Origin of the sequence: Amycolatopsis sp. WQ 127309, assembly GCF_023023025.1 — a bacterium.
Classification (GTDB): Bacteria; Actinomycetota; Actinomycetes; order Mycobacteriales; family Pseudonocardiaceae; genus Amycolatopsis.
This window is the reverse complement of the sequence record NZ_CP095481.1, coordinates 685,042-698,486: the sequence shown is the minus strand read 5'-3', so window position 1 is coordinate 698,486 and position 13,445 is coordinate 685,042. Positions and strand designations below refer to the sequence as shown.

16 protein-coding genes are annotated in these 13,445 nt (G+C 71.3%); 7 read left to right on the top strand and 9 right to left on the bottom strand.

The genetic code is table 11. From position 1 onward, the window contains the following. Positions 1-133: 133 nt before the first annotated feature. Positions 134-1,381, bottom strand: coding sequence for a glycosyltransferase family 4 protein (locus MUY22_RS02675; protein WP_371827647.1), 1,248 nt, complete (start codon positions 1,379-1,381; stop codon positions 134-136). A gap of 173 nt (positions 1,382-1,554) precedes the next feature. On the opposite strand from MUY22_RS02675, the gene MUY22_RS02670 reads away from it, so the two are divergent. After that, on the top strand, positions 1,555-2,250 hold the full coding sequence (locus tag MUY22_RS02670) for a bifunctional 2-polyprenyl-6-hydroxyphenol methylase/3-demethylubiquinol 3-O-methyltransferase UbiG (protein ID WP_247063601.1): 696 nt from the start codon (positions 1,555-1,557) through the stop codon (positions 2,248-2,250). 1 nt (position 2,251) lies between these two features. Here MUY22_RS02670 and MUY22_RS02665 read toward each other — a convergent pair whose 3' ends face one another. Further along, positions 2,252-3,331, bottom strand: coding sequence for a DUF3068 domain-containing protein (locus tag MUY22_RS02665; RefSeq protein WP_247056647.1), 1,080 nt, complete (start codon positions 3,329-3,331; stop codon positions 2,252-2,254). A 260-nt stretch (positions 3,332-3,591) separates the two neighbouring features. Here MUY22_RS02665 and MUY22_RS02660 point away from each other — a divergent pair, with 260 nt between their 5' ends. Continuing rightward, positions 3,592-4,089, top strand: a complete 498-nt coding sequence (locus MUY22_RS02660; RefSeq protein WP_247056645.1) for a hypothetical protein — start codon at positions 3,592-3,594, stop codon at positions 4,087-4,089. Positions 4,090-4,152: 63 nt separating this feature from the next. Here the strand turns inward: MUY22_RS02660 and MUY22_RS02655 are convergent, their stop codons facing one another. Beyond that, positions 4,153-4,560 carry a RidA family protein gene (locus MUY22_RS02655; protein WP_247056643.1) on the bottom strand — a complete coding sequence of 136 codons (408 nt, stop codon included), beginning with the start codon at positions 4,558-4,560 and terminating at the stop codon, positions 4,153-4,155. Positions 4,561-4,645: 85 nt separating this feature from the next. Here MUY22_RS02655 and MUY22_RS02650 point away from each other — a divergent pair, with 85 nt between their 5' ends. Further along, on the top strand, positions 4,646-5,119 hold the full coding sequence (locus MUY22_RS02650; protein WP_247056641.1) for a MarR family winged helix-turn-helix transcriptional regulator: 474 nt from the start codon (positions 4,646-4,648) through the stop codon (positions 5,117-5,119). Here the strand turns inward: MUY22_RS02650 and MUY22_RS02645 are convergent. The 4 genes from MUY22_RS02645 to MUY22_RS02630 all read right to left on the bottom strand — a co-directional run bounded on the left by MUY22_RS02645 (position 5,116) and on the right by MUY22_RS02630 (position 7,743). After that, a complete protein-coding gene (locus MUY22_RS02645) occupies positions 5,116-5,322 on the bottom strand; it encodes a helix-turn-helix transcriptional regulator (protein WP_247056639.1) in 207 nt (68 codons plus the stop codon). The two genes, MUY22_RS02650 and MUY22_RS02645, sit on opposite strands and share 4 nt — an antisense overlap. Continuing rightward, the gene (locus MUY22_RS02640; protein WP_247056637.1) at positions 5,322-5,801 is read right to left on the bottom strand and encodes a DUF2975 domain-containing protein; all 480 of its coding nucleotides are present in this window, start codon (positions 5,799-5,801) and stop codon (positions 5,322-5,324) included. The genes MUY22_RS02645 and MUY22_RS02640 overlap by 1 nt, the downstream gene beginning before the upstream one ends. 31 nt (positions 5,802-5,832) lie before the next feature. After that, entirely contained in the window at positions 5,833-7,008 is a 1,176-nt protein-coding gene (locus MUY22_RS02635; protein ID WP_247056635.1) for a CdaR family transcriptional regulator, read from the bottom strand. A 105-nt stretch (positions 7,009-7,113) separates the two neighbouring features. Continuing rightward, on the bottom strand, positions 7,114-7,743 hold the full coding sequence (locus tag MUY22_RS02630; protein WP_247056633.1) for a class I SAM-dependent methyltransferase: 630 nt from the start codon (positions 7,741-7,743) through the stop codon (positions 7,114-7,116). Between the two features lie 152 nt (positions 7,744-7,895). Between MUY22_RS02630 and MUY22_RS02625 the strand changes: the two genes are divergently transcribed. Both MUY22_RS02625 and MUY22_RS02620 read left to right on the top strand, forming a co-directional pair. Further along, a complete protein-coding gene (locus MUY22_RS02625; RefSeq protein ID WP_247056631.1) occupies positions 7,896-9,875 on the top strand; it encodes a glycosyl hydrolase family 28-related protein in 1,980 nt (659 codons plus the stop codon). A gap of 101 nt (positions 9,876-9,976) precedes the next feature. Further along, the gene (locus MUY22_RS02620) at positions 9,977-10,444 is read left to right on the top strand and encodes a nitroreductase family deazaflavin-dependent oxidoreductase (protein ID WP_247063599.1); all 468 of its coding nucleotides are present in this window, start codon (positions 9,977-9,979) and stop codon (positions 10,442-10,444) included. Here the strand turns inward: MUY22_RS02620 and MUY22_RS02615 are convergent. Beyond that, positions 10,434-10,967, bottom strand: coding sequence for a GNAT family N-acetyltransferase (locus MUY22_RS02615; protein ID WP_247056629.1), 534 nt, complete (start codon positions 10,965-10,967; stop codon positions 10,434-10,436). The genes MUY22_RS02620 and MUY22_RS02615 overlap by 11 nt on opposite strands. A gap of 85 nt (positions 10,968-11,052) precedes the next feature. Here MUY22_RS02615 and MUY22_RS02610 point away from each other — a divergent pair, with 85 nt between their 5' ends. Both MUY22_RS02610 and MUY22_RS02605 read left to right on the top strand, forming a co-directional pair. Beyond that, complete coding sequence (locus MUY22_RS02610; RefSeq protein WP_247056627.1) at positions 11,053-11,634, top strand: YdeI family protein; 582 nt, start codon at positions 11,053-11,055, stop codon at positions 11,632-11,634. Positions 11,635-11,653: 19 nt separating this feature from the next. Next, positions 11,654-13,021, top strand: a complete 1,368-nt coding sequence (locus MUY22_RS02605) for a pyridoxal-dependent decarboxylase (protein ID WP_247063597.1) — start codon at positions 11,654-11,656, stop codon at positions 13,019-13,021. Here the strand turns inward: MUY22_RS02605 and MUY22_RS02600 are convergent. Then, complete coding sequence (locus tag MUY22_RS02600; protein ID WP_247056625.1) at positions 13,015-13,407, bottom strand: hypothetical protein; 393 nt, start codon at positions 13,405-13,407, stop codon at positions 13,015-13,017. The two genes, MUY22_RS02605 and MUY22_RS02600, sit on opposite strands and share 7 nt — an antisense overlap. Positions 13,408-13,445 lie beyond the last annotated feature (38 nt).

Here is a 13,445-nt window from a genome sequence, read left to right as displayed (position 1 = left end):
CCGGCTCGCCCGGCTGGGCACCCGGGTGCTGGCGAGCAGGCTCGGTTCGACGTTCCTGGTGTCGAACCTCGGCGTGGTGTCCACCGGGGACACCGTCCGCTCGATCGCGTTCTACCCGGCCGCGAGCGGCCGCTCAGGCGTGGCGTTCGGCGCGGCGACCACGGGGGACACCACCACGGTGACCGTGCGCGCCCGCCGCAAGGACTTCGGCGCGGCGGCCGCCGGCCGGCTGGTGGACCGGTTCCGCGACGCGGTGCGGGAGCAAGCCGGCTGAACTCAGGACGCGGGGCCGCGGCGCGGGCCGGCCGGCGACGTCCCGCACGAGTGACGCGAACTCGCCGACGCTCTGGTCCCAGCTGTACTTCCCGGCCCGTTCGGCGCCGGCCAGGCCCATCTCCGCGCGGCGCAGGCCGTCCGCGAGCAGGCCGTCGACGCGGGCGGTGAAGTCTTCGAAGTCGTCGGCGAGCAGCCCGGTCCGGCCGTCCACGATGGACTCGGCGACGCCGCCCGCGGCGCGGTAGGCGACCGAGGGCACGCCGTGCGCGGCCGCCTCCATGATGACGATGCCCCAGCCCTCCTTGACCGACGGGCACAGGTGCAGCCACGAGCGCGCCAGGATCTCGTGCTTGGCCTGCTCGTCGACCCAGCCGTGCAGGGTGACGCGGTCCGCGACGCCGCGCTCGGCCGCGTGCGCCCGCAGCACCTCGTCCCACGGCCCCTGGCCGACGACCTCCAGCCGCAGCTGCGGCCAGCGCCGCGCGAGCCGCGCGACGACGTCGATGGCGTGCTCGATCCGCTTGTGCGGCACCAGCCGGCTCACCGCGACCAGCGTGGGCGAACTGTCGCGTCCGGCCGCCACGGGCGGGGGCGCGTCGAGGCCGTTGGCGACCACGGTGACGCGGTCGCGGCCGACGCCCAGCCCGGCGAGCTCGGCCTTGGTGACCTCGGAAACCGTGACGTAGGCGCACTCGCGGAACAGCCACGGCGCCAGCCGCGACTCGATCCACCAGCCGACCCGGCCCAGCGTCTCGCCCAGCGCGCTGATCCACTGTTCCTTGTGGACGTGGTGCACGAGCACCAGCACCGGGCAGCCGGCGACCAGCCGGGCGAAGAACGGCATCCCGTTCTGGACGTCCACCACCAGGTCCGCGCGGGCCCGCCGGATCGCCCGCAGCGCGTGCGCGTAGACGCCGAACTTGTTGCCGCGGCGCCGGTAGCGGACGCCGTCACGCCATTCGCCCGCGGTCGCGCCCGGATAGGCCGCGCACTGGATCTCGACCCGGTAGCCCGCTTTCGCGAGCCCTTCGGCCATCCGCTCGACGTACCGCTCGGACCCGCCGCCCTCGGGGTGGCCGGTGTCGCGCCAGTTGACCAGGAGCACACGAGGACGGTCCATCGGGTTATCCAAACTGTAGCGACGATGCTAGGTTACCGGTGCGTACACAGTATGCGTACACAGTAGAGGAACGTATTTCGGAAAGCGATGGTTCAATGGCAGTAAATCCGGTCGTCGCCCCGAACACCGAGCCGCACCGCGCGACGCTCCACCGTTCCGTGACGCTCTTCCGCACCTTTCTCACCGAACAGACGGACCCGGACGGCTTCTACTCGGCGCTCGCCGCCGACTCCGTGCGGCAACTGGCGGCCCACGCTCCGCTGTCCGGGCGCACGGTGCTCGACGTCGGGGGCGGTCCGGGGTATTTCTCGGACGCTTTCCGCGCGGCCGGCGCGACCTATCTCGGGGTCGACCCGGACGTCGGCGAGCTGTCCGCGCGCGGCGAACCGGGGGAGAACATGATCCGCGCGAGCGGCACGGAACTGCCCGTGCGCAGCGGATCCGTGGACGTCTGCTACTCGTCGAACGTGCTGGAGCACGTCGCGAAGCCGTGGGTGATGCTCGACGAGATGTGCCGGGTGACCAAGCCCGGCGGCACCGTCTTCTGCTCGTTCACGCCGTGGTATTCACCCTGGGGCGGGCACGAGACCGCGCCGTGGCATTTCCTCGGCGGTTACTACGCGCGTCAGCGGTATTTCCGGAAACTCGGGAAGCAGCCGAAGAACAAATTCGGCGAAAGCCTTTTCCCGGTGTCGGTCGGCGCCGCGCTCCGCTGGGCGAAGGCGACGCCGCTCGCCGATCTGGTGGCCGGGTACCCGCGTTATCACCCGAGCTGGGCGATGTGGATCGTGCGGGTCCCGGCCCTGCGGGAAATCGCTTCCTGGAATCTGGTTCTCGTGTTGCGGCGGCGGTGATTCAGGGGCCGGCGGTGAAGAGCACCTTCCGCGGCGGCTGCTTCCCTCGCGGCGCGACCGGGGGCTCGGCCCGGCGCCGCCGGGCCAGCAGCACGATCGAGCCGATGATCAGCACGCCGCCCCCGATCCCGAGCCACAGGGGACCGGTGCTGGAGAGGAACTCCAGGCGGCCCTTGTTCGCGTTCACCTGGTCGGCCATCTTCGCCACGGTCTCCGCGGTGAAGGCGAGCGTCCCGTCGAACACCACGGTCGGCTGGCCGGTGCCGGAGCGCAGCTCCTGGTGCTGCTGTTGCTGCTGCTTGACCTCGATCCCGGTGACCGGCTCCACCCACAGCGTGTTGACGCCGCGGTAGTAGAGGTCGGCCTTGACGGTCGGGTCCGCGGAGCCGACGAGGGAGCCCGGCACGTCCTTCGTGGCGGTCTTGGTGTCGGGGATGTCCTGGACGAACTTGTAGGTCTCGATCCCGTCGACGGTCTCGGTCCCGGAGTACTTGGCGGTGACGGCCGCGCCGGTGTTGTCGTCGTAGACCTTGTAGTCCTGCTGCTCGGTGCCGAACGGGAACTTGAACTGCAACCCGGGCTGCGCCTTGTAGTCGTTCGTCTCCGGCGGCTTCTGACCGTCCTTGTCCGCCTTGTCCTTCAGCTCGGTGACGAAGCTGCTCTTGGCGTCGCACTTGGGGTCGGACTCGCCGCGCGGCTCGTAGCCCTCGCCGGTGCGCCGGTCGAAGCAGACCTGCCGCTTGCTCGCGCTGAGCACGGTGTTGTCGGCGTCGTCGGTGACCTGTACGGCCAGGAGCCAGACCGCGTAGTCGGTGTCCTGGTGCATCTCCGGCGCCGCGAAGTTCGCCTGCACGTGGGCCGTCGCGGTCAGCTTGGCGTCCTTGCGGATCGCCGAGACCGGGCCGGAACCGTTGTCCGTCACGGCGAGCACCTGGCTCGCGGTGCCTTCGAGCAGCGACGTCGAATCCTGGTCGAGCGGCACCTTGGCGAGCTTGGGGTAGACGTAGGTCGGCAGGAGCACAGCGCCCGCGACCGCGAACACGCCCAGTGCCAGCAAGATCAGGCCGAAAGCACGTCGCAACGGTCCTCCTGGTGTCACGCAAATTACCGGGCGGTAATCAGTGCCCGGATAGTGGCCCGCGCCACGCCGGGCGTCAAAGTGTGACCGGCGGTCACAGACACCCGGTACGACCGGAAGGTCGCATGTGCGCCGCCATTCGCACCAAGCGACCAAACATGTTTGTTCCCGGGCACAACGGGCGTGGGCCCACCATCGGACGATCCTCACTCCGCCGCGCAGTACCGCAAGGGAGAATCCCCACTTTGTCGCAGGATCCTCCGATGGTCGCCATCGCGGCCACCGCTCGCTGGCGTGCCCGGATCGTGGCGGCGGCCGCGAGCGTCGGTGTCAGCCTCAGTGATCCGTCGGCGGGCATCCCGGGCATCCGCACGCTCGTCTGCGATCGCGGCGACCTGGCGCGGTTCGTCCCCCGCCTGGCCCGCGACGCCGAGCCGCCCCGCCCGGCGATCGGCGCCCATTCCGACTCCATAGCCGACCGCGAGCTGCGTGACGCCGTCGCCGACGTGGCGGCCCTGCTTTCGTTGCACGGCAACGTGGTGCTCGACCTGGACGCGGGCGGCCGCCGCCGCCCGGCGCCGAGAGCGGACGTGGTCGTCTCGGCCGCCGTGGACCGTCCCCAGTGGACGGAGCCGGCGGTGACGCTCCCGGTGGGCACGGCCCGGCGCGGGGGCCCGCTCACGGTGGAGCTCACCGCCGGCCCCGGCTTCGAGGGCACCCTGCTGGAGCTGGCGAGGCTGGTGGAGCTGGACGCGGCTTAGCCCGGGGCCGGGCATTCGGCCGCGAGCCGGGTGTTCCGGGCCGCCGGCATCGCCGGCCGGGCGTCAGCTCACGACGGCCGTGGCCCGGATCTCCACCCGCATCCCCGGCGCGCCCAAAGCCGCGACGCCGATCTGGGTCCAGATGGGCGCTCGGTCGCCCATGCGCTTGCGGAACTGCTCCACCATGACGCGCGTGTGGTCGTCGCCGATGGTGCCGGGCTCCGTGGGGATGTGGAACGAGTCCACCGCGACCACGTCGGTCCAGCTCGCGCCCGCGGTGGCGAGCGTGCGCTCGACGTTCTCGAAGGCCTGGACGATCTCCTCCTCCAGGGACTCGGGGAAGACGGTGTCGTCGTCCCAGCCGCCCTGGCCCGAGATCTCGACGCGGTCGCCGATCCGGACCGCCTGCGTGTAGTGCAGGGCGGCCAGGTGCTTGGGGCCGTAGCCGGGGGTGACGAAGAACTCGGGCATGTCGTCCCTTCGATTGACTTCACGCTTGAAGTCAAAGTATCAGACTTCAAGCGTGAAGTCATGCCGGGCTGGGTAGAGTTCCCCCATGGCACCCGATGACGACGAGCCGCGCTGGCTGACGCCGTCCGAAAAGGACGCCTGGACCGGGCTGGCCTCGCTCGTCCTGCTGCTGCCGGGCAAGCTGGAAGCGCCGCTGCAGCAGGAAGCCGGCGTCACGCTGTTCGAGTACCTGGCGCTCAGCCAGATGTCGGAGGCGCCGGACCGCCGCCTGCGGATGAGCGAACTCGCCTACCTGGCCAACGGTTCGCTCTCGCGACTGTCCAACGTGGTCAAGCGGTTCGAGCAGCGGGGCTGGGTCGAGCGCTCACCCGATCCCGAAGACGGCCGCTACACGCTCGCCGCCCTGACCGACGCGGGTTACGCCGTGGTCGTCGCCGCGGCGCCGGCGCACGTGCGGGCCGTGCGGCAGCTCGTGCTCGACCCGCTCACCGCGGCCGACCAGCAGGCCCTGGCCCGGATCGCCGAAAAGCTGCGGGTGCGGCCCGTCGACCTCGCCTAGTCGTCGACCCACTCGAGCAGGTCGCCGGGCTGGCACTCGAGGACCCGGCACATGGCTTCCAGCGTGCTGAAGCGCACGGCTTTCGCACGGCCGTTCTTCAGGACGGCGACGTTGGCCGGCGTCAGCCCGACCTTCTCCGCGAACTCGCCGACGCTCAGCTTGCGCTTGGCGAGCTCGACGTCGATGCGCACGACGATCGCCATCAGATGACCGCTTCCATGTCGGTACGCAGCGTAGTGGCCTGGCGCAGCAGGGCGCGCATGACCACCATCAGCAGGCCGATCACCGTGATCCCGACGGTGACCAGGAACAACAGCATCGGCATCCCCGGGTCGTCCGCGTTGAAGCCGACGAAGATCAGCATGCCGGCGAAGACCACCCACGCGGCGACCACGGCCCAGACGATCGCGTCGACCCACTTCAGGGCGCCGCTGGTGAAGATCCGGTCCTTCTTGACCAGGGTCAGCAGCTTCCACGTCGCGACCACCACCACCTCGACGCACAGCACCAGGAACACCGCGATCGCGGTCAGCGGCCACCGCAGGCTCGCGTCGTTCGGGTTCTGCGACGTCGTGTACGCGATCCCGCCAGGCAGCGAGAACGTCTGGAAGACGACCAGGACGGCGAACAGCACGACGAGGAAGACCCGGAGCACGGGTACGGCCCACTTCTCTGCGAACATGTGACGACTATCGCTGGATATCTATCGAAAGTCAATCGACGGGATCCAGTCGTACCGATTCGAGGGCGACGTACAGCTCGCCGATGTCCACCGGGTCGGTCAGGTCGCGCTTGGTCAGCTCCTGCACGCGCCGCAGGCGGTAGCGGACGGTGTTGGGGTGCACGAACAACCGGTCCGCCGCCTCCTTCGCCGACCCGTGGCCGCCGAACCACGCGAGCAGCGTGTCGAGCAGGACCTTGCGCTCGGCGCCCGGCAGCGTCAGCACCCCCGCCAACGCGGACCGCACGACGTCGCGGGCCATCCCCGGCGCGGCCGCGACCAGCGTGGTCACCGGCGAGTCGCCGAACACCACCACGCCCGCGGTCGCCGACGGCAGGGAGCGGCGCGCGATCCGGGCCCGGTGCAGCGCGTCCGGGACGTCCGGGAAGCCGGTGAACGGCCGGCTCAGCCCGGCCGCGACCGGCAGTGAACCCAGCACCTCCCGCAGCCGCCGGACGTCTTCGATCCGGTCGATCGCGACCAGGCCCGCTTCGCCGCCGGGCCGCCAGGCCGACCGCCAGCGCCGCGCCCGCATCAAGGCCTCGACCGTGTCCTGTCCGTCCGGTTCGACGCGTTCGGTGACGACGGCGACGAACATGCCCGCGGTCGGCAGCCCCAGCTCGCGGGCCGCGGACTCCATTTCGGACTGACCGGCCAGCCGGCCGCGCAGCAGGTCGTCCAGCCGCTGGACGTTCGCGTGCGACGGCTCGGCCGCGACCTCGTCGTACGCCGTGGTCAGCGCGTCCGAGTAGAGGTCGATCGCCTTCCAGACGTAGGAGTTGATCTCGATCGTGCGGGTGGAGCTGAGGAACTCGGGCCCGGCCAGCTCCAGCAGGGCCTCGTAGACGAACGTGCCGCCGATCCGGAACGCGCGCAGCACCGCCGGCAGCGGAATGCCCTGCCGCGCTTGGACGAGCCCGGTCTTGCGGGCCGCGTCGAGGGCCAGGCCGTGGCCGTCGGCCAGCGCCGTGAGCGCGCGTTCGAGGTTGGCGTGGCAGACCTTGCGCAGCTCGGCCGGCGCGACGTGGTCGACCTGGCGGTAGAACTCGTCCTCGTCGCTGAGCAGCCGGGCGAGGCGATCGGCGAACTCCGGCAGCCGGCCCAGCATTTCGCGCACCAGCTCACGGTGTTCGCGAGGTACCGGCCTGGCCAGAGCTTCGATGCCCATCCCTCACTTTAGCTCGGGTTCCGGCGCCCGGGATACGCACGAAGTTGAGTAAAATTCATATCCGCCGGGTGATCTTCCCGGTGAGGGGTTGACGCCACGACTGACTCACGAAACCCGGCGCGCGGTCAGGTAGACGTGCGGCTCGGGCGCGGCACCGGGGTGGTCCGGGACGAACTCCGCTCGCTCCTCGCGGATGATCTCGAGCCCGGCCGCGCGGAGCAGCCCGGCCAGCGCTTCGGCGGTGAAACTGCTCGCGCGCACGGGGTGTCCCATGAAGACGATGTCGAGCCCGTCGACATCCGCCGGCACGGTGGCCAGCAGGACCAGGCCGCCCGGTTTCACCCAGGCCGCCAGCCGGCCGAGCACGGTCTCCTGCTCCGCGCGCGTGAGCTGCAGCAGCGAGAAGAACGTCGTGACCGCGTCCCAGGTGCCGTCCTCGAAGGTCAGTTCGCGCAGGTCGCCGAGCTCGAACCGGGCGGCGGGCACCTGCGCCCGCGCGATCTCGACCATCTTCGGTGCGATGTCGTACCCGGTGACGTCGTGGCCCGCCGCGGCCAGCAGCTCGGCGACCGGGCGCCCGGTGCCCGAGCCCAGGTCGAGCACCTTCGCCCGCGGGGGCAGCGATCCGATCAACGCCGTGATCGCGTCCCGCTGGGCGATCGCGGTGCGGAAGGCGGCTTCGTAGTCCTTGCCGAGCGCGTCGAAGACCTCGGCGGCGGATTCGGGACGAGTCATGGGCCCACCTTGCCAGACGTCAGATTGCGCAACTTCTGTATCGATACCTGCAAGTACCGAGTAAGTTCGGGCAAAATCGTGGCAACACCTTGTGGTGAGGGCGATGTGCGACCTACTCTTCCGCCGCACTCCCGAGTGAAACGAGGTCCGCGATGGCGCGACGCACCTTCGGAACCGTGCTGGTCGCGGTCCTCACCCTGCTTTCCGTGGCCGTCCCCGCGTCAGCCGCCGCCGCCCGGCCCGTGGTGACGCGCGCCGCGCTCGACCCCGCGCTGGTCGCCGGGCGCGGCGCCACCGTCGGCTTCGCCGAGCAGGAGGCGGAGAACGCCCGCACCGACGGCACCGTGATCGGCCCGGACCGCTCGGCCTACACGCTGCCCGCCGAGGCGTCCGGCCGGCGCGCCGTCAAGCTCACGGCGGGGCAGCACGTCGAGTTCACGCTGCCCGCCGCGGCCAACGCGATCACCGTCCGCTACAGCATCCCGGACGCGCCGCGCGGCGGCGGGATCACCGCGCCGCTGGACGTCACCGTCGACGGCGGCCACCGGCAGGCGATGACGCTGACCTCGCAGTACGCGTGGCTGTACAACCAGTACCCGTTCACGAACGACCCCGACGCGGACCTGCTGCACCCGGACTGGTGGATCACCGAGTGCTCGTGCGTCCCCGCCGCGACCACCCCGCCGCCGGTTGTCACGAAACCGTTCCGCCCCAACCACTTCTACGACGAACAGCGCCTGCTGCTCGGCAAGACCTACCGGGCGGGGGACAAGGTCCGGCTGACCGTCCCGGCCGGGACGCCCGCCGCGTGGACGGTCGTCGACCTGCTCGACTCCGAGCTCGTCGCGCCGCCGCGCGTCGACCTCGTCGCCGCGAACGTGCTGTTCTTCGGCGCCGACCCGACCGGCAGGCGTGACTCGGCGGACGCGATCGACCGCGCGATCGCCTTCGCGAAGCGCACGCACCTCAAGGTCTACCTGCCGCCCGGCACGTATCAGGTCAACCGGCACATCATCGTCGACGACGTCACGATCGAGGGCGCCGGCAACTGGTACACGATCGTCAAGGGGCACGAGGTCAAGCTGGACACCCCCGCGCCGGACGGCTCGGTGCACACCGGCGTCGGCTTCTACGGCAAGGATTCGGCGGCCGGCGGCAGCCACAACGTCCACCTCTCCGGCTTCGCGATCGTCGGCGACGTCCGGGAACGCGTCGACACCGACCAGATCAACGCCATCGGCGGCGCGCTCAGCGACTCCACTGTGGACGGTCTGTACCTGCACCACACCAAGGTCGGCCTGTGGTTCGACGGCCCGATGAGCAACACGCGGATCACGAACAACGTCATCGCCGACCAGATCGCCGACGGCCTGAACTTCCACACCGGCGTCACGGACTCGGTGGTGTCCGGCAACTTCGTCCGCAACACCGGCGACGACGGCCTCGCGATGTGGTCGGAGAAGACCGAGAACGCGCGCAACACGTTCAGCCACAACACCGTCCAGACACCGGTGCTGGCCAACGGGATCGCGCTCTACGGCGGCACCGACACCACCGTCGTGGGCAACCTGGTCGCCGACCCGATCCGCGAGGGCAGCGCGATCCAGGTCGGCTCACGTTTCGGCGCCGAGCCGTTCACCGGGTACGTGCGGATCACGGACAACACGACCGTCCGGGCCGGGACGTTCGAGCTGAACTGGAAGATCGGCCTCGGCGCGATCTGGTTCTACGCCCTGGAGAAGAACATCGACGCCGACATCCAGGTGACCGGCGACCACTTCCTCGACAACACCTACAACGCGATCATGCTGGTCAGCGACTTCCCGGTGAAGGACCTGTACTCGATCAACGGCCTGAAGTTCGCGGACCTGCGTGTCGACGGCGCCGGGACGTCGGTGCTGAGCGCCCGCGCGGCCGGGTCGGCGTCGTTCCGCGACGTCGACGCCCGCAACGTCGGCGCGGTCGGCGTCAACAACTGCGGCTCGTTCAACTTCCCGCCGACGGGCTCGGAGTTCTCGCTGACCGACCTCGGCGGCAACTCGAGCTGGCTGGCCCCGTGGCTCCTCCCGAACACCATCACCTGCGACGACCGTCCGCCGGTGGTCCCGCCGCCCGCCCCCTCGGCCTGGTGACGCTCCGCCGAAAGCCGTGAAGGCCTCCTTACCGGCTCTTATGGCCGGGAAGGGGGCCTTCACGGCTTTTCGGGCCCGCTAGGGTTCGAGGGGTGGCTGGGTTGCGGGGTGTGTTCGCGGGGTTCGGGAAGAGCAAGGCGTTCGCGGTGGTCGGGCGGGCGCTGATGCCGGCCGACCGGGTGCTGCTGCGGATCAGCGGCGGCCGGGTCGGCGTCGGCACCGCGGTCGGGCTGCGGACGCTGCTGCTCACGACGATCGGGCGGCGCAGCGGTGAGCCGCGTCAGGTGCCGCTGTTGTACGTCGAGCGCGGCGGCGGGTACGTCGTCATCGGCTCGAACTGGGGCGGCGAGGCGCACCCGGCGTGGTCGGCGAACCTGCTGGCGAACCCGAAGGCGACCGCCGCGATCGGCGGCCGGACGGCCGACGTCACCGCGCGGTTGCTCACCGGGGAAGAGCGCCAGGAGATGTGGGACGCGGTCGCGGAGTACTGGCCCGCGTACGACCGCTACGCCGTGCGGGCCGAGCACCGCGAGATCCGCGTCTTCCTGCTGGAGCCGGTCAGTCGATGAGGTCGGTGTGCCGGATCCGGTACACCTGCAGCCGCAGGTTGTAGTACTTGTCGGTCTCGCCGACCCACTGCATGCCGAGCCGCTTGGCGACGGCGATCGCGCGCGTGTTGTTCGGCCGGGCGACGGCGAACAGCTCGTCGGTGTCCTGCGTGAACGCCCACTGGATGAGCGCTTGCGACGCCTCCGACGCGTAACCCTGGCCCCAGACGCCGGGGCTGAGCTGCCAGCTCAGCTCGAGGTCCTCTTCGAACGGCGGCAGCAGCCGGATGCCGAGGCCGCCGATCACGGCGCCGTCCTCCTTGCGCTCCACGGCCCAGCGCCCGCGCGGCGGCCAGAGGTTGGGCTGCGCCTCCTGCCACGCGTTCAGCACGGCGCGCATGGCGCCGACGTCGCTGACGCGGTCCATGGCCGGGGTCAGCCAGTGCGTGACGTCTTCCGCGCCGTAGATCTCGAACGCGGCTTCGGCGTCGTCCACCGTCCAGTCCCGGATCACGAGCCGGTCGGTGCTCAGCGCAGTCTCCATATCAAGACGCTACGCCGGGAGGGCCGCGGTTGTTCCCGCCGGAAAGTGCTCAGAAGATGAACACTTCACCCCCGATGATGTGGGCATGGAGACTTTGGACGGCATCGCGGTGCTGAAGGTCACGTCGGTCGCGCAGTGGCGGGAGTGGCTGGCGTCGCGCGGCACGGCGGCAGCGGTGTGGCTGGTGATCCGGCGCAAGCACAGCGCGTCGCCGGGGGTGCTGGTGCACGAGGCGATGGAGCAGGCGCTGTGCTTCGGCTGGATCGACAGCAAAGCGCTGCGGCGGGACGCGGACAGCACGTACCTCTGCTTCACGCCGCGGAACCCGAAGAGCACGTGGAGCCGCGTGAACCGCGACCGCGTGGCCCGGCTGACGGCGGCCGGCCTGATGACGCCGTCCGGGCAGGCGCTGGTCGACCTCGCCCGCCGCACCGGGACCTGGGACGCGCTGGCCGAGGCGCAGGACGGCGTCGTCCCGCCGGATCTCGCGCGGGCGTTCGACGCCGTCGCGGCCGCGCACTTCGCCGCGTTCCCGCCGTCGTCGAAGCGGCTGATCCTGGAGTGGATCGCCAAGGCGAAGCGCCCGGAGACGCGGCAGCGGCGCATCGCGACGACCGCCGAGCTGGCCCGGGAAAACGTGCGGGCCGCGCACCCGAAGGCCGCCTAGAGTCGGGGCCGTGGACGAACTGCGTGACCTCCTGGCCCGGGCCGCCGCGCTGGCCGCGGACCACCGGGACTCCCTGGCCGAGCGGCCGGTCGCGCCGGCCGCCGACCTCGCCGCGTTGCGCGCGGGCTTCGGCGGGCCGCTGCCGGCGGACCCGAGCCCGCCGTCCGACGTGCTCGAACACCTCGCGCGGGCCGCCGCGCCCGGGCTGATGGCCACCGCCGGGCCGCGGTTCTTCGGGTTCGTCATCGGCGGGGGACTGCCCGCCGCGACCGCCGCCGACGTCCTCGCCGCGGGCTGGGACCAGAACGCCTTCAACGCCGTGCTCTCACCCGCCGCCGCGGCCGCGGAAGAAGCCGCCGGCGGCTGGCTCAAGGAGCTGCTCGGCATCCCGGCCGGCGCGACCGCCGGGTTCGTCACCGGCGGGCAGGCGGCGAACACCGCCGGGCTCACCGCCGCGCGCCACCACGTGCTCGCCGAAGCGGGCTGGGACGTCGAACGCGACGGGCTCTTCGGCGCCCCGCGCGTCCGCGTGGTCGCGAGCGCCGAACGGCACGCGACGATCGACCGCGCGTTGCGGCTGCTGGGCTTCGGCACGGCCGCCGTCGAGGAGGTGGCCGCCGGTCCCCAGGGCGCGATCGACGTCGCCGACCTGGCGCGGGTGCTGGCCGCCGGGACCGGTCCGGCGATCGTCTGCCTGCAGGCGGGCAACGTGAACACCGGCGCGTGCGACGACCTGCGCGCCGCCCGCGAAGCCGCCGGTGACGCCTGGGTGCACGTCGACGGCGCGTTCGGCCTGTGGGCCGCGGCCAACCCGGCCACGGCGGCGCTGCTCGACGGCGTCGAGCTGGCCGACTCCTGGGCCTGCGACGGGCACAAGTGGCTCAACGTGCCCTACGACTCGGGGTTCGTCTTCTGCGCCCGGCCGGACGCCCACGCCGCGGCCTTCGCCAACCGCGCGGCCTACCTCGTCGGCGCGGGCGAGGTGGCCGGCATGGGCGACCTCACGCCGGAGTCGTCGCGGCGCGCCCGCGGGTTCGCCGTCTGGGCGGCCCTGCGCGAACTGGGTCGCGACGGCGTGGCCGAGCTCGTCGACCGCTGCTGCCGGCTGGCCCGCCGCTTCGCCGCGGCGCTCGCCGACGGCGGCGCGGAGATCGCCAACGACGTCGTCCTCAACCAGGTCCTGGTGTCCTTCGGCGACGACGCCCGCACCGACGCGCTCGTCACGGCGATCCAGCGCGACGGCACGTGCTGGCTCGGCGGAACCACCTGGCGCGGCCGCCGGTACGTGCGGATTTCGGTGTCGAACTGGTCCACGACGGAGGCCGACGTCGACCGTTCGGCGGCGGCGATCCTGCGGCTGGCCGGACGTGGCCAGGGACTTCAGTAGCCTTCGCGCACCGAAAGCGGCTCCGATTTCCACGAAATCGTCTTCGCGCCACCGGTCGGCCACGCCGACGAGAGCCGCCGGCGCACGCTGCCGAGCGCGCCCAGGGTGACCAGGTCGACGCCGGAACCCTGCGCTGCCAACGAGTTCACCTCGGTGCCGGTCAACGGCACGATGTCGAAGAACTGGGCGTCCGCGCCGCCGGTCCAGTCGACGAACTCGGTGAAGATCGAGGCAAACGCCTGGCCGCATTCCGGACATTCGCGCAGGGAAACGCCGAAGTGCGACTGCTCCACCAAGCGGTGGGTTTCCCGGAGCCGGGTCGTGCAGAACGCCATCGCGGTCAATGCGTCTTTGCCGCAACAGCGGGCGCAGCCGAACTCCGTCATGCGAGGATCTTCGCACACCGTGAATCCGGACCCGGCTG